This window comes from Sinorhizobium sp. 7-81, from assembly GCF_030124405.1.
Lineage (GTDB): Bacteria > Pseudomonadota > Alphaproteobacteria > Rhizobiales > Rhizobiaceae > Sinorhizobium > Sinorhizobium psoraleae.
Genome location: NZ_JASKLT010000005.1, coordinates 180,497 through 201,451, shown reverse-complemented (window position 1 = coordinate 201,451; position 20,955 = coordinate 180,497). Strand labels below are relative to the sequence as shown.

The following is a 20,955-nucleotide window of genomic DNA, read 5'->3' as shown; positions in this document are numbered from 1 at the left end:
CGGGATTGTCCGGTGCTGCCGAAAAACGGATGACGATTGCCGCCGGGGTTTTCAGCCTCGGCGGCATTCTGCTGTTCGTCGGCCTCGCCGTCATCGTCCTCCTCGCCCAATCCGGCGGCGGTGATGCCGGCGCCCTCTTCGACACCTATGTCTGGCGCGTCACCCGCTTCACATTGCTTCAGGCGAGCCTCTCGACGATCCTCTCCGTCCTTTTTGCGATCCCCGTGGCACGCGCGCTCGCCCGCCAGGCATCTTTTCCCGGCCGCATCTGGTTGCTTCGGCTGATGGCGCTGCCGCTCGGCCTGCCGGCGCTGGTCGCGGCGCTCGGCCTCATTCAGGTCTGGGGCCGTCAGGGTTTTCTGAATACTGGCCTCGTCGCGCTCGGGCTCGAGGAGCCGATCAGCATCTATGGTCTCTTCGGCATTCTTCTCGCCCACGTCTTCTTTAACATGCCGCTCGCGGCGAGGCTGATGCTTGCCGGGATCGAGCGGATACCGGGAGAGTACTGGCGCACTGCCGCAAATCTCGGAATGCCCTCGGCCGCGGTCTTCCGCTTGATCGAATGGCCGGCGATCCGGGGACTGCTGCCCGGCATCGCCGGTCTGATCTTCATGCTTTGCGCCACCAGTTTCACGCTTGTGCTGACGCTCGGCGGCGGTCCCGCCGCAAGCACGATCGAGGTGGCGATCTATCAGGCGCTGCGTTTCGACTTCGACCCTCCGCGGGCGATCGCCCTTTCCGGGCTGCAGATCGCGTTGACAGGCGCGCTGCTTCTCGTTCTGAAGTTCGTTGCGCCGCCACCGCAGGAGAGCGAAACGAGCGGCAAGGCAATAAGGCGGTTTGACGGCTTGCGCGGGCGATCACGGCTCGCCGACGCGCTCTGGCTCATTCTTGCGCTCATCTTCGTCGGCCTGCCGTTCGTCGCAATCGCCTATTCCGGCCTGCAGGCGGATTTGGCGAGGCTCCTCCGCGATCCGGCATTTCATCGCGCGCTCGCCACCAGTGCCGTGATTGCCCTGCTTTCGGCTGCGGTATCCGTCGGGGCCACGGCCGTGATGATCCGGGCGCAGCAGGTGGCCCTGATGCGACGGCACGCCGGGGCCGCTGCCCGCGGACTTGCCGGCACAATCAGCGCCAGTAGTTCCTTCATCCTGCTGGTGCCGCCGGTCGTCCTCGGCGCGGGCTGGTTCCTGCTTTTGCGACCATTCGGCGACGTCGCGCGTTTTGCCCCCGCCGTCGTCGTCGCCATCAATGCGCTGATGGCGCTTCCCTTCGTTTACCGCGTGCTCGCGCCGGCGATGGCCACCCATACGGCACGCACGGATCGACTGGTGGCAAGCCTCGGCATAGTGGGTTTTCATCGCCTGCGATGGATCGACTGGCCGCCGCTGCGCAAACCCCTCCTGATGGCGTTCTCTTTCGCCATGGCCTTGTCTCTCGGCGATCTTGGAGCGGTGGCCCTGTTCGGATCGCAGGACATGACGACCTTACCTTGGCTGCTCTACAGCCGCATGGGAAGCTACCGCACCGCCGACGCCGTAGGGCTTGCATTGATGCTCGGCGTCATCTGCCTGGTCCTCACCGTGCTTGGCACGGCGGGAGAGGATGGAGCGCGCGAAGGAAGAAACGCATGAACTCGACAGTCTCCCCTTCCGCGGCCGTCATGCTCAAGGACGTCGAGGTCCGTTTCGAAACGACGACACTCCTGTTCGACTGCGTGATTCCGGCCGGGCAGATCATCGCGGTCACAGGCGCATCGGGTTCGGGGAAATCCACACTGTTCAACGTCATCGCCGGTTTCGAGGAACCGGAACGGGGCGACGTCCACATTCTTGGAGAAGAGATGGCCGGTCATCTGCCGGCGGAACGCCCGGTATCGGTTATCTTCCAGGAACACAACCTCTTTGCCCATCTGGACGCCGCGACCAATGTCGGCCTCGGCATCAGCCCGACAATGCGTCTGTCCGCCGTCGACCGTGCGAAAGTGGCCGATGCGTTGAAGCGCGTCGGCCTTGCCGGCTTCGGCGGCAGGTTGCCGCCGACGCTTTCCGGCGGCGAGCGCCAGCGCGTGGCGCTTGCACGCGCGCTCGTGCGCCACCGTCCGCTGCTCCTGGTTGACGAACCATTTGCCGCTCTCGACCCGGGTATGAGGGCGGAAATGCGCGAATTGTTGCGCGACCTCCATGCAGAGGAGGGCAACACGATCCTGATGATCACGCATCATCCCGATGACGTGAAGCTACTTGCCGACAGCGTGCTTTTTCTCGATCAGGGGCGTATCATCGCGCATGACCCAGTCGAGCGCTTCGTCGAACGGCGCGACGTCACGGCGATCAACCGGTTCCTCGGCCGCGAATGAGGCCGGTCGGTCTCGCCAAATCATGTTTCCTTAAATCGGAGCCGATTTTAAGAACATGCAGCAATTTGAAGTGTTACAGCGGCCCTTTGTGCGCCCAGGAGACGCACGGCGCTGCAGAGAATTCTCGAAAATCGCCGTTCGCCACAATTTGACCGCCGCGCTGTGCGACGCGCGGAATATCCGCAGGCAGCGCGATGTTCGCGCATCCGTTGCTGTGATACCACGGGGCAACTATTTCTACGGGGATCAGCTAGGCAGACGGCGCTGAAATCGATACAGCACGATCATGGCTGGAACACCCAGGCTGGAGCGCTGTATCCGGCTGAAAAGGTAGGATTTTTCAACGCCGGCGCTCGGGCTGTGGCACGCGCCGACGGAGGGGAACGGGCTGAGGCATGGTTAGGCAGACAGTCATCGACGGCCGGATTCCGACGCGACGCGGCGGCAAGAACGCACGAGTATTGGTTGTATTCCTGGCGACCACGCTCCTGTCGGCCTGCCAGTCGATGATCGAACAGGCCTACGAGCCGACCGTCACCCCCTCGTCAAATCCGCAGATCGTCGAGGAAGTGCAGAAGAACGATCCGCGCGCCCAGCTGGGTGCGCGCGAGCACCCGCGGATCGTCGCGAGCTATGGCGGCGAATACAAGGACGCCAAGACCGAACGGCTGGTGGCGCGCATCACCGGCGCTCTGACGGCGGTTTCGGAAAATCCGCAGCAGTCCTATCGCATCACCATTCTCAATTCGCCGGCGATCAACGCCTTCGCGCTCCCGGGCGGCTATCTTTATGTCACGCGCGGCCTTCTGGCTCTTGCCAACGACGCTTCGGAGGTCGCTGCCGTGCTCTCGCACGAGATGGCGCACGTCACCGCCAACCACGGCATCGAGCGCCAGCAGCGCGAAGAGGCCGAGGTGATCGCGAGCCGGGTCGTCTCCGAGGTGCTTTCCTCGAATCTGGCGGGAAAACAGGCGCTCGCCCGCGGCAAGCTGCGGCTCGCCGCCTTCTCGCGCAATCAGGAGCTCCAGGCCGACGTGATCGGCGTTCGCATGCTCGGAGAGGCGGGATACGACCCTTATGCCGCCGGCCGCTTCCTCGATTCGATGGCGGCCTACGCCCGCTTCACGGCGGTCGATCCGGAATCCGACCAGAGTCTCGACTTCCTGTCGAGCCATCCGAACGCCCCGCAGCGGGTGGAGCTGGCGCGCCGGCACGCGCGCGCCTTCGGCGTCGAAAGCGCGATCGGCGATCGCGGGCGCGATTACTATCTGGCCGGCATCGACGGGCTTCTCTACGGCGACAGCCCGCAGGAGGGCTATGTCCGCGGCCAGACATTCCTGCACGGCCAGCTCGGCATCCGCTTCGACGTTCCGGTCGGCTTTCAGATCGACAACAAGGCCGAGGCGGTGCTCGCGACCGGCCCGGGCGACATCGCCATCCGCTTTGACGGTGTGGCCGACACGGCACGGCGCAGCCTCACCGACTACATCGCCAGCGGCTGGGTGACCGGCCTGCAGCCCGATACAATTCGCCCGATCTCCGTCAATGGTCTCGAGGCTGCAACGGCGCGGGCGTCCGCCGATCGCTGGGACTTCGATGTCACCGTGATCCGTATCGACAACCAAATCTACCGTTTCCTGACCGCCGTACCCAAGGGATCAAGCGCGCTCGAAGGCACGGCGAGTCAGTTGCGCGGCTCCTTCCGCCGGATGACGCAGGCGGAGGTTCAATCGCTGAAGCCGCTGCGGATCCGCGTGGTTACTGTGAGGTCAGGCGACACGATGGCGACGCTCGCCGCCCGGATGATGGGAACGGATCGCAAACTCGATCTCTTCCGCTTGATCAACGCCATGCAGATCACCTCCACCGTCAAGCCCGGTGACAAGGTGAAGATCATTGCGGAGTAGCACCCGGCAGGCTGGCGAGTGCGCAATTCTTTGAATTGGTTGGCTTACTGGATGGTTCCTTAAATCGGAATCGATTTAAGCAGCGCCATGCGTCTGAAAAGACGCGTGGCGCTGCAAGCGCCACGATGGTCGTCAGTGTATGCCGGATGTCAATGCCGGCGCCTTGGCAGCGAGTGCAGCGCGCAACTTTTCGAGCGCCCGGGTTTCGATCTGCCTGACGCGCTCCTTCGAGATGCCGAGGTGGACGCCGAGCTCCTCCAGCGTCGCGCCGTCTTCCGATAGACGGCGGGCGCGGATGATCTTCATCTCGCGCTCGCTCAGTTCGCCGAGCGCGATATGAAGCCAACGCCGGGCGCGCTCGCCGTCGATCATGTCGCTGACCTGTTCGTCGGGGAGCGGCGCTTCGCTCGCAAGAAAGTCGAGCCGCTCGCCGCCGTCTGAATCGCCGTGACCGACGGGGGCCTGCAGCGACGCATCGCTTCCGGACAGGCGCGCATCCATCGTCTGTACGTCGGCAAGGCTGACGCCAAGCGCTGCGGCAATCTCCTCATGCACCGCCTGCGAGGTCAGCTGCCTGTCTCCCTGGGCAAGGCGCGCGCGTAATCTCCGCAGGTTGAAGAATAGCGCCTTTTGCGCCGAGCTTGTCCCCCCGCGGACGATCGACCAGTTGCGCAGGACATAGTCCTGCATCGATGCGCGGATCCACCACGTGGCATAGGTCGAGAAGCGAACCTCCCGACTTGGCTCGAAACGTGCGGCAGCCTCCAGCAGGCCCACATGCCCCTCCTGGACAAGGTCGCTCATCGGCAACCCGAAGCTGCGGAACTTGGCCGCCATGGCGATCACCAGGCGCATGTGCGACATGGCGATCTTGTTGCGCGCTTCCTGATCGTTGTCGTTCCTCCAGGCCTGCGCCAGCGCATGCTCCTCTTCCCGTTCGAGATAGGGCGCGTCCATGGCAATCTTGATCATGCGCCTGTCTGCTGTAAGGGTCTTCATCGATCGCTCCGTAGCTGGCGCCGGGCGCCGTTAACGATTGAACTCGAAGGGCCAAACGCTTGTCGGAGCATCCGGCGACAGGAACGGCGAGCGCTATGGTCGTGCTTGAAGAACCGATGCGGCGCCCTAAATCGAAGATACGAACCTGAAACGGTGAAACATCACAGAACCAAGGCCGTCCGAGCAGCAAAGGCGAACACCTTCGCACCGGCCATCCTAAACGCGTGCCAGCGCAAAAAGTTCCCTCGCTTGCAGTGATTCCGGGATATTGTCTCTCCAGAGACGATCACCGCCTATAGCCTCGCGAGCCGAGCGGAAAGAAAAAGCCCGGCGCAAGGGCCGGGCTTTTGGGTCGTGTCTTGCCGCAGTTTTCTTAAATCGTCGCCGATTTTAAGACGCGCAGCGTCGTGGGACAGTGGCTTAAGCGGCCTCGTCCTGGGTGTCCTCGTCGTCGATGGCCTTGCCGCGCTTCGGCCCCTTGTTCAGGTTTGCCTCAACGAGACGTACCGCCTCCGTTTCCGACATCTTGTTCACGGCAGCGATTTCGCGCGCCATGCGATCGAGGGCGGCTTCATAAAGCTGGCGTTCGGAATAGGACTGTTCCGGCTGGTTTTCCGCGCGGTAGAGATCGCGCACCACTTCCGCGATGGAGATGAGATCGCCGGAATTGATCTTGGCATCGTATTCCTGGGCACGACGGGACCACATGGTCCGCTTAACGCGTGCCTTGCCCTGCACGACCTTCAGCGCACGATCGACGAAATCGGTTTCGGACAGCTTGCGCATGCCGATCGTGACGGCCTTCGCCACCGGCACTTTGAGACGCATCTTGTCCTTCTCGAAATCGATGACAAAAAGCTCGAGCTTCATGCCAGCGACTTCCTGCTCCTCAATCGCGACGATCTGGCCAACACCGTGTGCCGGATAAACGATCGATTCACCGGTCTTGAAGCCTTGGCGCGTTGAAGATTTTTTCTGCTGGGTCGTCATTCGTTTCAAAAACTCCCTATTGCGCACCCGGCCTCTCAAAGGCCGGGGCCGGGTCGGTCAGGCCCGGGATAGACGGGGATACCGCCGGGTGGGGTCAATCCTGGTCCGTCCAACGGAACGCAAACGGCCTCATGTATCGCGGTCGCAAGCAACGGTACGTTGCGTATTTGGGAAGAGCCGCGCCGTGGAGATCGTTTGCTTTCGTGATGGTTTTCGGGCGCGCAAAAACACCCTCGGTGGATCAGTAAAGGGAAGCTATCACAAAAAAGTGCGCAAATCAATAATTTGCTGCATGGCAGCGATCAAGCTGCCGTGCTCGCGCTTGTGAGGCTGAGGCCGGATTTCCCCAGATTTCGGCCCTCGCTTTATATCCGTTCGTCAGCGTCGGCGAACCGAGCACGGGCAACTAGCGTCAGTCGCCCTGTCCCGGCTCGGAGGAGAAATACTTCTCGTATTTCCCGTCGACGCCATCCATCTCCTTGGCCTCCGGCAGCGGATCCCGCTTCACCGTGATATTCGGCCACTTCGTGGAAAAATCAGCGTTCAATTTCAACCACATGTCGAGACCCGGCTCGGTGTCCGGCTTGATCGCATTGGCAGGACATTCCGGCTCGCACACGCCGCAATCGATGCACTCATCGGGGTGGATGACGAGGAAATTCTCCCCTTCGTAGAAGCAGTCCACCGGGCAGACTTCCACGCAGTCCGTATACTTGCAGCGAATGCAATTGTCGGTCACGACATACGTCATGAGGTACTCCAGCCAATGCTCACATTTGATGGCAGACGGCAATCAATGGTGATGCTCGTCGTCCATGCATGCTAGGAATGTTCGGCGCGCATAGCTGCCGGACGAGACCCGAATGCCACTCAACGTGGCTTGTCAGGTAAAGGCTTTGGATGGCCATTGCAAGAATAATCCATGCGCCATTTGCCGGGAAGCGGGCAGAGTTTTTCTAGAGCGGGATGATTTTCGGTTGCTTCGATCCAAAACCGCGGATGCGGTCGATTCCGCAGGCGCGACGGCACGGAAACCGCCTGCTGGCGAGCTCAGTCGTCCTGCTCACCGAGGTCCGGCTTGAGGCGATCCGTCTCGCGCCGTTCCCGCTTCGTCGGGCGCCCCGCGCCTCGTTCGCGCGTCGCCTGCTCGAAGGCCGTGAGTCTCGGGGATGAGGCCGGCGGCGTCAGGTCCTCGTAAAGCAAGCGGGCTTCCTCGTAAGGCCCCCGCCGTGTTCCAGGCAAGAGCACGCGAACGACGATATCTCGCCGCTCCAGCGACAATTCGAGCGTATCGCCCGCCTTTATTTTGAGCGGAGGATTGCGTCACCCGAGCGCCATTGACCGCGACATGACCGGACTCGATCGCCTTTTGAGCGAGCGAGCGCGATTTGATCAGCCGCGCGAAGAACAGCCACTTGTCGAGCCGCTGACGAGATGCGGGCGCGGACGGTGGCTGTTTCTCCATTGCATTCCTACTTTTTCAGTTGCTCCTTGAGAGCGGCAAGCTTGGCAAAGGGCGAATCCGGATCCAGCGGCTTTTCCTTGCGCGGCGGGCGTCCCTCGAACTTCTGGCCGCCCGGCTTGCCGCCCCGATCATGCCGGTCGGGCCGATCCTTGCGCTGGCCGCCAGCCGGTCTGCTCTCCTGTGCCTTGCCGCGCATGGGCGCTCCGCCCTTGCGGCCACCTTCCCTGCCTTCGCCCTGGCCGTGACGCTGGCCGCCGCGGCGTTGATCGCCCTGATGGCGACCGCCCTGACGCTGGTTGTCCTGGCGCGTGCCGGGACGCCAAAGGAGCACGAGCTTGGCTTCGGCAGGCTCTTCCGCCTGACTTGCTTCAGCCGGTACGTCGCCGGTTGCTTCCGCTGCCGGAGCGTCCGCCTGTTCCGCATCGGCCGGTTCGCCCTCCGGCTTTGCATCCGCATCGGCGCTTTCGGTCTCGACGCTTTCGGCCGGAGTCTCCGACGAGGCCACTTCGCCGCGTTGACTTGCAAGGAACGCAGCCGCCTCTTCGGCGGTCACGCTGTCGGCACGATAGCCAAGTCCCTTGAGGATCTCTTCCATGTCGTCCGGCGTTGCGCCGAGAATGGACAGCATCGAGGTCGTCGCCATGAAGCGGCGGCCATCATAGGCGCCTTCCGGACGCGGCTCGACGCCGGGTTTCCATTGCAGCAACGGGCGGATGAGATCGGCGAGCCGCTCGAGGATGTCGATCCGCACAGCCCGTTTGCCGAGGAATCGGAAGCCCGCGAGCTTGTAGAATGTCCGCTCGAACGACGGATCGGTGACGACAGAGGTACGGCCGGCGGCAAGCATCGGAATGAGTTCGCCGTAGCCCGGCTTGTCGAGCCCATCATTCTTCAATGCCCAGAGCAGCGTGATCAGCTCCGCCGGCGCCGGCTTCAAGAGAGCCGGCAGGAAGATATGATAGGCGCCGAAGCGAACGCCATATTTGCGGATAGACGCGCGACCGTCCTGGTCGAGCGACTTCACCTCCTCGGCGACGTCGCGACGGAAAAGCACGCCGAGATTCTCGACGAGCTGGAAGGCCAGGCCCTTCGCGAGACCTTCGAGGTCCTCCGCCCGGGAAATGTCGTCAAGCGGCTTCAACACCGTGCCGATATGGTGATTGACGAACCGTTCGATCCGGGCCAGCACATGCTCGCGGGCATTGGCCTGGAGCTGTTCGTCCGCCAGTAGAATGACGCGGGGACGCATGACGTGGTCGCTGGCGGTAAGCCGCGCAACGGGATCGCCGAGCCAGCGCACGAGGCCGTCCGACGAAAGCGCCAGATCACCGTTGCCGGCCGCGTGCAGGCGGGCGGCCCGCGCCTCAAATTCAAGCGCAAGCGCCTTCTGGGCAGCGCCCTGGACGGCCTTCGCATCCGACCCCTCGCCACCGGCCGCCAACGTGAACCGGAACCCGGTCAATTGGCCTACGTGGTGTCCCTCGACGAAGACATCACCATTCACACTGATTTCAGCTTCCAGCATCGCATTCTCTCTCAGGCGCTTCATGAGCACAGATGTCCTGCGATCAACAAAGCGTTTCGTCAACCTTTCATGTAGCGCGTCGGACAATCGATCTTCAATTTCCCGCGTCTTTTCTTGCCAGTGTGTCGGATCGGCAAGCCATCCGGGCCGATTGGACACATAGGTCCAGGTCCTGATCTGCGCAATTCGCGCCGAAAGTGTGTCAATCTCGCCGTCGGTGTGATCCGCGCGGCGGACCTGCTCGGCCATGAAGTCTTCGTTTACCGTGCCCTCGCGAATGAGATCGGCGTAGATCGTCGAGATCAGGTCGGCGTGCTGCGCCGGCGTTATGCGCCGGTAGTCGGGCAGCGCACAGGCTTCCCAGAGCGTCTCGACCCGCTCGGCCGTCGTCGCGACGTCAACGATCTCGGGATAGCGCATCAGATGCTCCAGCGCCTGCTGATCGACGGCCGGAAGCGCACGCGTCAGGCCGGCAACAGCGGGGGCCGCCTCGAGGCTTTTCTTGAGCGCCTTCAGCGAGGAATAATCGACCGCCTTGGAGCGCCATTGCAAGACCTTGACGGTATCGAATTCGTGCGACTCCATGCGATGCACGAGTTCGTTCTCGAAAGGATCGACGCGTCCGGTGACGCCGAAGGTTCCGTCCCGCACATGCCGGCCTGCGCGCCCCGCGACCTGGGCGAGCTCTGCCGGGTTGAGATTCCGGTACTGATAGCCGTCGAACTTCCGGTCCTGCGCGAAGGCGACATGATCGACGTCGAGATTGAGTCCCATGCCGATGGCATCGGTCGCCACCAGGTACTCGACGTCTCCCTCCTGATAGAGCGCGACCTGGGCGTTGCGGGTGCGCGGTGACAGCGCCCCAAGCACGACGGCGGCGCCGCCGCGCTGCCGCCGGATTAGCTCGGCGATCGCATAGACCTCGTCCGCCGAGAAAGCGACGATTGCGGAACGATGCGGGAGCCGGGTGATTTTTTTCGACCCGGCATAGAGAAGCTGCGACAGGCGCGGGCGCTCGATGATCGTGATCCCCGGCAGCAGCTGCTGGAGAATCGGCCGCATAGTCGCGGCACCGAGCAGCAGCGTTTCCCCGCGGCCGCGCAGATGCAGCAGGCGGTCGGTGAAGATGTGGCCACGCTCCAGGTCGGCGGCAAGCTGCACCTCGTCGATTGCGACGAACGACGCCGTCGTCTCTCGCGGCATGGCTTCGACTGTGCAGACCGAATAGCGCGCGCGGTGCGGCGTGATCTTCTCCTCGCCGGTGATCAGCGCGACGTTATGGTGGCCGACCTTTTCGACGAGACGCGTATAGACCTCGCGCGCGAGCAGACGCAGCGGCAGACCGATGACGCCGCTGTCATGCGCAACCATGCGCTCGATCGCATAGTGTGTCTTGCCGGTGTTGGTTGGCCCGAGCACCGCGGTCACGCCGCGACCACTCAGGATCATGGATTGAAAGGACACTTCATCGATCCCGGGCATTCTCAACGAGCCGGCGCGCCTTCGCGTGCCGGCGGGGAACACATGCCCACGCTCCGGGGCAAACGCAAGGGGCGCGGGCAATTAAAACCACTTACGGCCTCCTCCGGGAGGCATATTTCGTGCCTCCACATTAACATTTGGAACAGCGGTGGAACGAATCAGCGACGAATCGCTGACTCCCGCCGATTCACTGTATGTTCACGGCTACATGTAGTTCGCCAGAACAAGAGTCGCACCACATGCTGAATCTGCTGGAACATCGTGCAAACCGAAGCCCTCGGCGGCGTTAATGTTTCCTTCCAGATCGTTAATCGCCATCAAGGATTCCGAATCCAAGACTCTGGAAAGTTTAGAAAATTTTAACCCGGATTCGTCTGCGGACTCGGCGAATCAAGGAATGAGAATCGTCGGATTAACCTTTCGACCAAAGCCGGAACGAATCGGCGACGAATCGCTGACACGACCATTTTCCCGTTTTGTTCACCACAACATATAGGGGCTCAGGTGCCTTCGGCACAATAGAATCATGGCTCGATTTTTTGAATCCGAACACCGCGCAACGGCGCTGTTAACATTTGGTCGAGCGATCCTGCCTGCGGTCAGAAAACAAATGCGGCGCCCCAAAGGGCGCCGCGCGAGATGATGTGTTTTTGTGTCGCCCTTGTCAGACGAAGAACTGGCCACCATTGGCCGAAATCGTCGAACCGGTGATGAAACCGGCGTCGTCCGATGCGAGGAACACGACGCAGCGCGCGATTTCCTCCGGTTCGCCGAGACGCCCGACGGGGATCTGCGGAATGATGCGTTCGTTGAGCACCTTTTCCGGTACGGCCCTGACCATCTCCGTGCCGATATAGCCGGGGCAGATTGCGTTGACGGTGATTCCCTTTGCCGCCCCTTCCTGCGCCAGCGCCTTGGTGAAGCCGAGATCGCCCGCCTTCGCCGCGGAATAATTCGCCTGGCCCATCTGCCCTTTCTGGCCGTTGATCGAGGAGATGTTGATGACGCGTCCGAAACCGCGGTCACGCATTCCCGACCAGAGCGGATGCGTCATGTTGAAGAGGCCGGTCAGATTGGTGCTGATCACTTCGCCCCATTGTTCCGGCGTCATCTTGTGGAACATCGCATCGCGCGTGATGCCGGCATTGTTGACGAGAACGTCGACCGGCCCGAGATCGGCCTCCACCTGCGCGATACCGTCGGCGCAGGCCTGATAGTTGGAGACGTCCCATTTGTAGACGGGGATGCCGGTCTCTTGCTTGAAGGCCTGAGCCTTCTCGTCGTTGCCGGCATAGTTCGCAGCCACCTTGTATCCCGCCGTTTTCAAAGCCACCGAAATGGCTGCACCGATCCCGCGGGATCCACCCGTAACCAACGCTACCCTGCTCATGCTCGCCTCCCACAAGGTTGATTTCAGTTTTGCATAGGTAATCCGCACGCGGCCCGGCATAGACGGGCCACATGTGCTCGATCAATTTCGCGGATGTCACATAGGGACAGCAGGCCGGAAGACCGGCAAATGCACCGGAAAACTGTTCGGCCGGCCTGCTGCATATTATTGCGGCCGGTTACAGGCGCTCGACGCACATGGCGACGCCCATGCCGCCACCGATGCACAAGGTGGCCAGGCCCTTGGAAACGCCGCGCCGCTTCATCTCGAAGAGCAACGTGTTGAGAACGCGGGCACCGGAAGCGCCGATCGGATGGCCGATCGCGATAGCACCGCCATTGACGTTGACGATCGACGGATCCCAGCCGAGGTCCTTGTTGACCGCACAGGCCTGTGCCGCGAAGGCTTCGTTCGCTTCCACAAGCTGCACGTCGCCGACCGACCAGCCGGCCTTCTCCAGCGCCTTGCGGGAAGCGGGGATCGGCCCGGTACCCATGACCTGCGGATCGACACCGGCCGTTGCCCAGGAGACGATGCGGGCAAGCGGCTGAATGCCGCGCTTTTCCGCCTGCGCTTCGGTCATCAAGAGCGTCGCGGCCGCGCCGTCGTTCAAGCCGGACGCGTTTCCGGCGGTCACTGTTCCCTCCTTGTCGAAGGCGGGGCGAAGCTTGGCCATCGAATCGAGCGTCGCGCCATGGCGGATATATTCGTCCTGGTCGACCGTCACATCGCCCTTACGAGTCTTCACGATGAAGGGCACGATCTCGTCGGCGAAACGACCGGCCTTCTGCGCGGCTTCGGCCTTGTTCTGCGAAGCAAGCGCGAATTCGTCCTGCTCTTCACGGGTAAGCTGCCACTTGCGCGCGACGTTCTCGGCGGTGATGCCCATGTGGTAGCCGTAGAAGGCATCCGTCAGGCCGTCCTTGATCATCGTGTCGATCATCTTGAAGTCGCCCATTTTCACGCCGCCGCGAAGGTGTGCGCAATGCGGCGCCATCGACATCGACTCCATGCCGCCGGCCACGATGATATCCGCATCGCCAGTTACGATCTGCTGCATGCCGAGCGCGACGGCCCGCAGGCCCGAACCGCAAAGCTGGTTCATGCCCCAAGCCGTCTTTTCCTGCGGGATGCCCGCCTTCATCGCGGCCTGACGCGCCGGGTTCTGCCCTTCGCCGGCGGGAAGAACCTGGCCAAGGATCACCTCGTCCACCTCTGCCGCATTGACGCCCGCCCGCTCGAGCACCGCCTTGATGACACCGGCACCCAACTCGTGCGCGGTTGTGTTGCCGAAGGCACCGTTAAAGGACCCGACGGCGGTGCGAGCCGCGCTGGCGATCACGACGGAGGGATTGCTCATGGGACGTTTCCTCATATTTCGTTTGCCTGATGCAAGCAGACTGGCAAAGCCTGGAGCGCAAGTCAAACGCCTTGATGCGCTGCCGCAAAAGCTTCACGCTTCGCGCGAGCACCATATTTCGCACGTGCGTCGCCGCATTGCACAAAGAGATTGTCAGAGCCTCGATTTTGCGGATACTCTGAAAAATACAATAAAGACGGGATGATGGGTAAGAGGAGACCCTGATGGCGAAGAACGAAGGCCAGATCGTTATCAAGAAATATGCGAACCGGCGCCTCTACAATACCGGCACCAGCACCTATGTGACCCTCGACGACCTGGCCGTGATGGTAAAGAAGGGTGAGGAATTCGTGGTGCAGGACGCCAAGTCCGGCGAAGACATCACCCACTCCGTATTGACGCAGATCATCTTCGAGCAGGAATCGAAAACCGGCAACACGCTTCTGCCGATTTCCTTCCTGCGCCAGCTGATTTCCTTCTACGGCGACCAGATGCAGATGGTGGTGCCGAGCTACCTCGAACACTCGATGCAGGCCTTCACCGAACAGCAGGCGCAGATGCGCGAGCAGATCAACAAGGCGTTCGGCGACACGCCGCTTGGCAAGAACCTGCAGGTGCCGCTGCAATTGGTCGAGGAGCAGGTGCGGCGGAACACCGAAATGTTCCACCAGGCCATGCAGATGTTCTCGCCCTTCATGGCCGCCCCGCCGGCCAAGGAAACGAAAAAGGCCGAGGCGAAGGATATCGACGAGCTCAAGGAACAATTGCGCGCCCTTCAGACGAAGCTCGACAATCTCGGCTGACCTCCCGGCGCCCGATCGAAGCGTTACACCCGGATCGCGAAGAGCCGGGATCAACGGTCCAAAATCGCGAACGGGGCGATTTCCAAGAGATGAGAAGCGGGAATACGGCGGCGGCCGGTGGGCTCCCTCCGGATTTCGTGCGTGCGCCAAGGCGGAGATGCGCGCCAAAGAAAAAGGGCCGGCAAAGCCAGCCCTTGAACTTCATCAGCGAACGGCAGCGCTTATGCGCTTTCCTTCGGCGTCAGAACCTGGCGACCGCGGTACATGCCGGTCTTCAGGTCGATGTGGTGCGGACGGCGCAGTTCGCCGGAGTTCTTGTCTTCGATGTAGGTCGGAGCCTTGAGGGCGTCAGCGGAACGGCGCATGCCACGCTTGGACGGGCTCGTTTTTCTTTTCGGTACAGCCATTTCATTCTCCACTTATCGGGCAAAACACTGTTCAGCAGCCGAAAATGGCCGGGTCAAACAGATGTCGATCTCGGAATTTCGCGCGCTTATACATGGCCGACCGCAGTTTGACCAGTCCCCGTACACAAATTTTCGATTCGAGACGGGAACGGAGCGCCCGCCCGCTCCTCGTCAGGTCAGGCTTCGTCCTCCGGCACGATCCAGGGTTCGGCCCTCGCCGCTTCCTCCCATTTGCGGAAGGCCGGGTGCGTCTTGACGGCATCCATATAGGCGAGAGTGCCGGGCGCGGTCACCAGTTCGTAGACGTCGAAACGGTTGACAACCGGGGCAAACATCGCGTCCGCCGCGGTAAAACGACCGAAGAGAAACGGTCCGCCGGAGCGGGCGATTGCTTCCCGCCAGATTTCCTCGATCCGGGCGACGTCGGCCGCGACCCCCTCCGGCAGCGCAATCGCCTTTCTCGGGCGCCGGATGTTCATCGGGCAAGCGCCGCGCAGAGCGCGGAAGCCGGAGAGCATTTCCATCGAATAGCTGCGAGCGCGGGCGCGATCTTCCCTTTTCTCGGGCCAGAGACCGGCCTCGGGGAAAAGTTCCGCCACATATTCGATGATCGACAGCGATTCCCACACACGGACATCGCCATGATGGAGCACCGGCACACGGCCCGTCGGCGAAATCTCACGGAAGCGCGGATTTCCGGCAGGAAAATCGAAGGGAATGACGACATCCTCGAACGGAACCCCGCAGGCTTCCAGCGCCAGCCACGGTCGAAGCGACCAGGAGGAATAGTTCTTGTTGCCGACATAAAGGACGAGCTTGGTCATCTGCGTGTCTCCCACCTGCTTTCAGGTGGCAGGCTTGCCACATCGGCGACAGCGAGACCAATGAATTGCTGTCATCTCAGTCATAAAGGCATGTGATGTAACCGCCGGAGCGGCTGGCGCGCCGCTCGATGACAGATGCAAGCCGCCTTAGGCCCCGTGCGGGTTTGCCCGCATTGCGGTCGATCGGGTTGGGCAGCGACACCGCCAGCAGGGCGGCTTGGCGGCGCGAAAGCTTCGCCGCCGAAACGCCGAAATGGTGCCGCGCGGCGGCCTCGATGCCATAGATGCCGTCGCCCCATTCGGCGACGTTCAGGTAGATCTCCATCATGCGCCGCTTGCTCCAGACGAAATCAGCCGCGATCGCGAGCGGCAGTTCCATCGCCTTGCGGACGAAGGAACGGCCATTCCAGAGAAAAAGGTTCTTGACCGTCTGCATCGGAATCGTGCTGGCGCCGCGCGTCTGCTCACCGTCCAGCGCATCCTCGACGACGCCGCGCATCTGGTTCCAGTCGATCCCGGCATGGGCGCAGAACTGCCCATCCTCAGACACCATCACCGACTGAACGAGCACCGGCGCGATGTCGTCGAACTCTACCCATTGCCGATCATAGCCGCGCAGGAGCACAAGATCGCGCAGCATCAGCGTCGAGACCGGATGCACGAAGTCCAGCAGGTAGAAGACGATCAGCACATAGGGCAACACGAAGAGGGAAAGGACGGCAAGAACGAGACGGCGGCTCCTCGTCCGCCATGTGGCGGACCAGCGACTGGTGGACATCCCGCTCTCCTCCAACGCTTCCGGAACAACGTCCATGCCCTGACTGTCCACCTCTTTGTCCATCCGCCTCTCTTATTTCATGGGCAAGCAAAGTTGAATGGTCTTTCTGGCAAAAGGCAAGTCGCTGGCACACTCATCCCAGGCAAAGCACTACAGCGCTGCGTCCAATCGGACGCGCTGAGATCGCTGTAGCACTTTGAAGTGCTGGGTGATTTTGTCCTTAAATCGATTCCGATTTAAGGAATCATGCAGGGACCTGCGACGCGAATGCCCGTTGAAAGCTCCTCTTGCGCATGCCAAAGAGCGCTGCATGAAAGAGACATCATCCTTTTCCGCTCACCTGAAGGCCAATGCGCTTGCGGTGGAAGAGCTGCTTTCCAAGCTTCTGGGGCCGGTCGTCGGCGCCGATGAAATTGCGCGCCCCGCGAACCTGCTTGCCGCCATGCGCCACGGCGTGCTCAACGGCGGCAAACGGCTGCGGCCTTTTCTCGTGAGCGAATGCACCGCGCTTCTCGGCGGCGACGCCGACGCGGCGCTCAGGATCGGCGCCGCACTCGAATGCGTGCATTGCTACTCGCTCGTCCACGACGACCTGCCGGCGATGGATGATGACGACTTGAGACGCGGGCAGCCGACGGTGCACATCGCCTTCGACGAGGCGACCGCCATTCTGGCCGGCGACAGCTTGCTGACGTTCGCCTTCGACATCATCGCCGCGCCGGAAACGCCGCTTTCCGACGGGCAGAAGACGGCGCTGATATTGGCGCTAGCGCGTGCCTCCGGGCACGGCGGCATGGCCGGCGGACAGGCGCTTGACCTCGCAGCCGAGAAGAAGGCGCCGGACGAGGCCGGCATTGTCACGCTGCAGGCGATGAAGACCGGGGCGCTCATCCGTTTCGCCTGCGAGGCGGGCGCGATCATCGCCGATGCGTCAGACGAGGATCGGCGGCGGCTGCGCGCCTTCGGCGACAAGATCGGCCTCGCCTTCCAGCTCGCCGACGACCTGCTCGATCTGACGGCGGATGCGGAGGCGATGGGGAAGGCTACCGGCAAGGACGCCGCGCGCGGCAAGGGTACGCTCGTTGCCCTTCATGGCCAGGCCTGGGCCGAGCGTGAACTCGAGGAACTGGTGGCACAGGCGGGAAATCTGCTTGCCCCCTATGGCGCGCGCTCTGCCATATTGGCCGAAACCGCGCGCTTCATCGCCAACCGCAAGAGCTGAGCCCCGTGAGCAAATACTGGTCGCCGATCGTCTCCACGCTGAAACCCTACGTTCCGGGCGAACAGCCGCGCATGGCGAACCTCGTCAAGTTGAACACCAACGAAAACCCTTATGCGCCTTCAGAAAAGGTGATCGAAGCGATCCGGGGGGCCGCCAGCGCCGATCTCAGGCTGTATCCGGACCCGCTCGCGCTCGACCTCAGGCAAGCGATTGCCGCACGATCTAGCGTAGCAGCCGAGCAAGTGTTCGTCGGCAACGGCTCGGACGAGGTACTGGCCCACGCCTTCGCGGCATTCCTGAAGCACGACAAGCCGCTTCTCTATCCGGACATTTCCTACAGCTTCTATCCGACCTATGCGGGCCTCTTCGGCATCGACGCCATCGAGGTGCCGCTCGACGTCGCCTTCCGCATCGACATCGCCGACTACCGCCGCCCCGCGGGCGCGATCATCCTTCCCAATCCGAATGCTCCGACGGGAATCGGCCTGCCACTCGCCGAGATCGAAGCTTTGGTCGCCGACCACCCTGACCAGCCGGTGGTGATCGACGAGGCCTATATCGATTTCGGCGGCGAATCCGCGGCCGCGCTCGTGCCAAAATACGACAACCTGCTCGTCGTACAGACCTTTTCCAAATCCAGGGCGCTTGCCGGCTTGCGGGTCGGGTTCGCGATCGGCCAGCGCCCGCTGATCGAGGGGCTGGAACGCGTCAAGGACAGTTTCAATTCCTACCCCCTCGGTCGGGCGGCCCAGGCTGGCGCCACCGCCGCGATCAGGGACGAGGCGTGGTTCGAGGCGACGTGCCGCAAGATCGTAGCGTCGCGGGCGAAGCTGACAGGCGAGCTCGAAGCGCGCGGCTTCGAGGTCCTTCCCTCCCAGGCGAATTTCATTTTCGCCCGTCATCCGAAACATGCGGGGGGAACCTTGGCCGCGAAGCTGCGCGAACGGGCGGTCATCGTGCGCCATTTCGCCAAGCCGCGAATTGCGGACTTCCTGCGCATCACCATCGGCACCGACGCGGAATGCGCAAGGCTGGTCGCGGCGCTCGACGAGATTCTCTGAGACTGAATCTGGATCGGACGGGACAGCGCCAACAGGCGAACGGCTCGTTTTGCCTGACCCTCTCCCCTGCACGCGGGAAGGGACTTGGTCGCGCGGCATACCCCCCGTTTACGGGCCTGTTGGCGAGAGCGGGTGATCGGGTGCCGCGAGTCCCCTTCGCCCCGCTTGCGGGGAGAAGGTGGCCGGCAGGCCGGATGAGGGGGATGGCACAGCGCGCCTTTTCCCGCCCGCAGCCCGAGCGGTAGCGGGTTTGAGACCCGCTCCAGTTGGCATCCACGGAAGCCTCGGCTACTGTTCGCCCGAACCACAGACGGACGCCGCGCCATGCTCGACCTCACGCCCTATCTGCCGCAGCTTCTCGTCGCCTGGACCGCCTATGTCATCGCGGTCGCGTCGCCGGGTCCGGCGGTGCTGGCGATCATCGCAACGTCGGTCAGCCAGGGGCGAAAGGCCGGTCTCGCGCTTGCCTTCGGGGTGCTCAGCGGCAGCTATACCTGGGCGATGCTGACAGCATCGGGCCTCTCGGCGCTTATCCGGACCTATGGACAGGCGATCATCGTCCTGAAGATCGCCGGCGCCTGCTACCTCTTCTGGCTCGCCTACAACGCCCTCAGGGCGGCGATGCGCGGCAAGTCACAGGCAGCGCTTCGCATTCCGCTGCAGATGTCGTTGAAAAAGCTCTATCTCAAGGGACTCGGCATCCACTTGACCAATCCCAAGGCGATCTTTGCCTGGATCATGCTGGTCTCGCTCGGCATGCCGGAAGGGGCGCCGGTCGGCGTTACTGCCGCTTTCATCGGCGGCTGCATGCTGATCGGGCTCGTGACCTTCTGCGGCTTCGCGATCGTCTTCTCGCTCTCGCCGGTCCACCGCGCCTATCTCAAATCGCGGCGCGTGATCGAAAGCCTGATGGCAGGCTTCTTCGCCTTTGCCGGCCTGAAGCTGCTGACGGCGAGACTCTGATTGTTCGGGCTATTCCGCGGCCGCCTGGCCGCGGCCGTAGCGCTTTTCGATATAGTCGGCGACGAGAAGCTGGAATTCCTCGGCGATCTTCGGTCCGCGCAGCGTCATCGCCTTCTGGCCGTCGATGAAGACGGGTGCCGCCGGCGTCTCGCCGGTTCCCGGAAGCGAAATGCCGATATCGGCATGCTTGCTTTCGCCGGGTCCGTTGACGATGCAGCCCATGACGGCGACCTTCAGCGCCTCGACGCCCGGATATTTCTCGCGCCAGACCGGCATGCTTGCGCGGATATCCTCCTGGATCTTCTGGGCAAGCTCCTGGAACACCGTCGAGGTGGTGCGGCCGCATCCGGGACAGGCGGCGACCACGGGAATGAACTGGCGGAAGCCCATGACCTGCAACAGTTCCTGCGCCACCTGCACCTCGCGGGTGCGGTCGCCGCCCGGTTCCGGGGTCAGCGAAATGCGGATCGTGTCGCCGATGCCCTGCTGCATCAGGATGCCGAGCGAGGCGGAGGAAGCGACGATGCCCTTCGTTCCCATGCCGGCTTCGGTAAGTCCGAGATGGAGCGCGTGGTCCGAACGGGCGGCGAGCATCGCATAGACGGCAATCAGGTCCTGAACACCCGAAACCTTGGCGGAAAGGATGATGCGGTTGCGCGGCAGGCCGAGCTCTTCGGCCAGCTCCGCCGAGAGCAGCGCCGACTGCACGATCGTCTCGCGCGTCACCTGCTGCGCCGTCAGCGGAAAGCCCCTTGCCTGGTTCTCGTTCATCAGCCGCGTCAGCAGCTCCTGATCGAGCGACCCCCAGTTGACGCCGATGCGCACCGGCTTGTCGTAGCGCATCGCCATCTCGATGATCTCGGCGAACTGCTTGTCTTTCTTGTCCTTGAAACCGACATTGCCCGGATTGATGCGGTATTTCGCGAGCGCCTCGGCGCAGGCCGGATGATCTGCCAAGAGCTTGTGGCCGATGTAATGGAAGTCGCCGACGAGCGGCACGTCGATGCCGAGGCGCAGCAGCCGCTCGCGGATCTTCGGCACCGCCGCTGCACTTTCGTCGCGATCGACCGTGATGCGCACCAGCTCGGAACCGGCCTTGTGAAGCGCTGCCACCTGCGCCACCGTCTGATCGACGTCGGCCGTATCCGTATTCGTCATCGACTGGACGACGACCGGCGCGCCGCCGCCAACGATCACGCCGCCGACATCGACGGCGACGGAAGCGCGGCGCGGCTGTGGCTCGAAATCGAAGGCAGAAGACATGGAGGCCTCTTCTTGGGGTCCGTTTGTCGCGGCGGAATGCGGACGGAGACCCGCTCCACCGCTTTCGCCTTTCAGGTGGCGAAGGAATGCTTGCTTGTCAACGGCAACATCATGCGCTGACGGCGAATTGATGGCACGGCCGCCACCTCAGCATCCG

At 62.6% G+C, this 20,955-nt stretch carries 18 protein-coding genes and 1 pseudogene; 8 read left to right on the top strand and 11 right to left on the bottom strand.

What is annotated here, in order from left to right; translation table 11 throughout:
- Positions 1-5 precede the first annotated feature (5 nt).
- The 3 genes from thiP (at position 6) to QN224_RS18785 (ending at position 4,266) form a co-directional block, all read left to right on the top strand.
- Entirely contained in the window at positions 6-1,634 is a 1,629-nt protein-coding gene (gene thiP, locus QN224_RS18795) for a thiamine/thiamine pyrophosphate ABC transporter permease ThiP (RefSeq protein WP_283977910.1), read from the top strand.
- Positions 1,631-2,359: an ATP-binding cassette domain-containing protein gene (locus QN224_RS18790; protein WP_283977909.1), complete on the top strand. Its 729-nt coding sequence runs from the start codon at positions 1,631-1,633 to the stop codon at positions 2,357-2,359. Before thiP ends, QN224_RS18790 begins: the two co-directional genes overlap by 4 nt.
- Positions 2,360-2,754: 395 nt before the next feature.
- A complete protein-coding gene (locus QN224_RS18785) occupies positions 2,755-4,266 on the top strand; it encodes a M48 family metalloprotease (protein ID WP_173508688.1) in 1,512 nt (503 codons plus the stop codon).
- A gap of 132 nt (positions 4,267-4,398) precedes the next feature.
- On the opposite strand, the gene QN224_RS18780 is transcribed toward QN224_RS18785, so the two are convergent.
- From QN224_RS18780 to QN224_RS18750, 7 genes and pseudogenes are all read right to left on the bottom strand, one after another.
- Entirely contained in the window at positions 4,399-5,265 is an 867-nt protein-coding gene (locus tag QN224_RS18780; RefSeq protein ID WP_173508687.1) for an RNA polymerase factor sigma-32, read from the bottom strand.
- Between the two features lie 420 nt (positions 5,266-5,685).
- Positions 5,686-6,255: a CarD family transcriptional regulator gene (locus tag QN224_RS18775; RefSeq protein ID WP_173508686.1), complete on the bottom strand. Its 570-nt coding sequence runs from the start codon at positions 6,253-6,255 to the stop codon at positions 5,686-5,688.
- 412 nt (positions 6,256-6,667) lie between these two features.
- Positions 6,668-7,006, bottom strand: coding sequence for a ferredoxin FdxA (gene fdxA / locus QN224_RS18770; RefSeq protein WP_283977908.1), 339 nt, complete (start codon positions 7,004-7,006; stop codon positions 6,668-6,670).
- A gap of 299 nt (positions 7,007-7,305) precedes the next feature.
- Positions 7,306-7,720, bottom strand: a pseudogene (locus tag QN224_RS18765) (RNA-binding S4 domain-containing protein).
- Positions 7,721-7,727: 7 nt separating this feature from the next.
- Positions 7,728-10,694, bottom strand: a complete 2,967-nt coding sequence (locus QN224_RS18760) for a helicase-related protein (RefSeq protein WP_283978050.1) — start codon at positions 10,692-10,694, stop codon at positions 7,728-7,730.
- Between the two features lie 697 nt (positions 10,695-11,391).
- Positions 11,392-12,117, bottom strand: a complete 726-nt coding sequence (locus tag QN224_RS18755; protein ID WP_283977907.1) for a beta-ketoacyl-ACP reductase — start codon at positions 12,115-12,117, stop codon at positions 11,392-11,394.
- A 178-nt stretch (positions 12,118-12,295) separates the two neighbouring features.
- Positions 12,296-13,477: an acetyl-CoA C-acetyltransferase gene (locus QN224_RS18750; RefSeq protein WP_283977906.1), complete on the bottom strand. Its 1,182-nt coding sequence runs from the start codon at positions 13,475-13,477 to the stop codon at positions 12,296-12,298.
- Between QN224_RS18750 and QN224_RS18745 the strand changes: the two genes are divergently transcribed.
- Positions 13,476-13,682 (top strand): hypothetical protein, encoded by a 207-nt coding sequence (locus QN224_RS18745; RefSeq protein ID WP_173508681.1) that lies wholly within the window; start codon positions 13,476-13,478, stop codon positions 13,680-13,682. The two genes, QN224_RS18750 and QN224_RS18745, sit on opposite strands and share 2 nt — an antisense overlap.
- 19 nt (positions 13,683-13,701) lie before the next feature.
- A complete protein-coding gene (gene phaR, locus QN224_RS18740; protein ID WP_136505331.1) occupies positions 13,702-14,280 on the top strand; it encodes a polyhydroxyalkanoate synthesis repressor PhaR in 579 nt (192 codons plus the stop codon).
- 221 nt (positions 14,281-14,501) lie between these two features.
- Here phaR and rpmF read toward each other — a convergent pair whose 3' ends face one another.
- From rpmF to mtgA, 3 genes are all read right to left on the bottom strand, one after another.
- Complete coding sequence (gene rpmF, locus QN224_RS18735) at positions 14,502-14,687, bottom strand: 50S ribosomal protein L32 (RefSeq protein WP_012067326.1); 186 nt, start codon at positions 14,685-14,687, stop codon at positions 14,502-14,504.
- 176 nt (positions 14,688-14,863) lie between these two features.
- Complete coding sequence (locus QN224_RS18730; protein ID WP_283977903.1) at positions 14,864-15,511, bottom strand: glutathione S-transferase family protein; 648 nt, start codon at positions 15,509-15,511, stop codon at positions 14,864-14,866.
- Positions 15,512-15,587: 76 nt separating this feature from the next.
- Positions 15,588-16,289 carry a monofunctional biosynthetic peptidoglycan transglycosylase gene (gene mtgA / locus QN224_RS18725; protein WP_283978049.1) on the bottom strand — a complete coding sequence of 234 codons (702 nt, stop codon included), beginning with the start codon at positions 16,287-16,289 and terminating at the stop codon, positions 15,588-15,590.
- A 310-nt stretch (positions 16,290-16,599) separates the two neighbouring features.
- On the opposite strand from mtgA, the gene QN224_RS18720 reads away from it, so the two are divergent.
- The 3 genes from QN224_RS18720 to QN224_RS18710 all read left to right on the top strand — a co-directional run bounded on the left by QN224_RS18720 (position 16,600) and on the right by QN224_RS18710 (position 19,535).
- Positions 16,600-17,511: a polyprenyl synthetase family protein gene (locus QN224_RS18720; RefSeq protein WP_283977902.1), complete on the top strand. Its 912-nt coding sequence runs from the start codon at positions 16,600-16,602 to the stop codon at positions 17,509-17,511.
- 5 nt (positions 17,512-17,516) lie between these two features.
- A complete protein-coding gene (gene hisC, locus QN224_RS18715) occupies positions 17,517-18,572 on the top strand; it encodes a histidinol-phosphate transaminase (protein WP_283977901.1) in 1,056 nt (351 codons plus the stop codon).
- A 324-nt stretch (positions 18,573-18,896) separates the two neighbouring features.
- Positions 18,897-19,535 carry a LysE family translocator gene (locus QN224_RS18710; RefSeq protein ID WP_283977900.1) on the top strand — a complete coding sequence of 213 codons (639 nt, stop codon included), beginning with the start codon at positions 18,897-18,899 and terminating at the stop codon, positions 19,533-19,535.
- Positions 19,536-19,544: 9 nt separating this feature from the next.
- Here QN224_RS18710 and ispG read toward each other — a convergent pair whose 3' ends face one another.
- Positions 19,545-20,798 carry a flavodoxin-dependent (E)-4-hydroxy-3-methylbut-2-enyl-diphosphate synthase gene (gene ispG / locus QN224_RS18705; RefSeq protein WP_173508676.1) on the bottom strand — a complete coding sequence of 418 codons (1,254 nt, stop codon included), beginning with the start codon at positions 20,796-20,798 and terminating at the stop codon, positions 19,545-19,547.
- Positions 20,799-20,955 lie beyond the last annotated feature (157 nt).

What these genes read in the sequence shown, in the direction of transcription:
- QN224_RS18790 (WP_283977909.1), top strand. Translation starts at nt 1,631, where the DNA reads ATGAACTCGACAGTCTCCCCTTCCGCGGCCGTCATGCTCAAGGACGTC.
- QN224_RS18785 (WP_173508688.1), top strand. Translation starts at nt 2,755, where the DNA reads ATGGTTAGGCAGACAGTCATCGACGGCCGGATTCCGACGCGACGCGGC.
- QN224_RS18780 (WP_173508687.1), bottom strand. Translation starts at nt 5,265, where the DNA reads ATGAAGACCCTTACAGCAGACAGGCGCATGATCAAGATTGCCATGGAC.
- QN224_RS18775 (WP_173508686.1), bottom strand. Translation starts at nt 6,255, where the DNA reads ATGACGACCCAGCAGAAAAAATCTTCAACGCGCCAAGGCTTCAAGACC.
- fdxA (WP_283977908.1), bottom strand. Translation starts at nt 7,006, where the DNA reads ATGACGTATGTCGTGACCGACAATTGCATTCGCTGCAAGTATACGGAC.
- QN224_RS18760 (WP_283978050.1), bottom strand. Translation starts at nt 10,694, where the DNA reads ATGATCCTGAGTGGTCGCGGCGTGACCGCGGTGCTCGGGCCAACCAAC.
- QN224_RS18755 (WP_283977907.1), bottom strand. Translation starts at nt 12,117, where the DNA reads ATGAGCAGGGTAGCGTTGGTTACGGGTGGATCCCGCGGGATCGGTGCA.
- QN224_RS18745 (WP_173508681.1), top strand. Translation starts at nt 13,476, where the DNA reads ATGGGACGTTTCCTCATATTTCGTTTGCCTGATGCAAGCAGACTGGCA.
- QN224_RS18750 (WP_283977906.1), bottom strand. Translation starts at nt 13,477, where the DNA reads ATGAGCAATCCCTCCGTCGTGATCGCCAGCGCGGCTCGCACCGCCGTC.
- phaR (WP_136505331.1), top strand. Translation starts at nt 13,702, where the DNA reads ATGGCGAAGAACGAAGGCCAGATCGTTATCAAGAAATATGCGAACCGG.
- rpmF (WP_012067326.1), bottom strand. Translation starts at nt 14,687, where the DNA reads ATGGCTGTACCGAAAAGAAAAACGAGCCCGTCCAAGCGTGGCATGCGC.
- QN224_RS18730 (WP_283977903.1), bottom strand. Translation starts at nt 15,511, where the DNA reads ATGACCAAGCTCGTCCTTTATGTCGGCAACAAGAACTATTCCTCCTGG.
- mtgA (WP_283978049.1), bottom strand. Translation starts at nt 16,289, where the DNA reads ATGTCCACCAGTCGCTGGTCCGCCACATGGCGGACGAGGAGCCGCCGT.
- QN224_RS18720 (WP_283977902.1), top strand. Translation starts at nt 16,600, where the DNA reads ATGAAAGAGACATCATCCTTTTCCGCTCACCTGAAGGCCAATGCGCTT.
- QN224_RS18710 (WP_283977900.1), top strand. Translation starts at nt 18,897, where the DNA reads ATGCTCGACCTCACGCCCTATCTGCCGCAGCTTCTCGTCGCCTGGACC.
- ispG (WP_173508676.1), bottom strand. Translation starts at nt 20,798, where the DNA reads ATGTCTTCTGCCTTCGATTTCGAGCCACAGCCGCGCCGCGCTTCCGTC.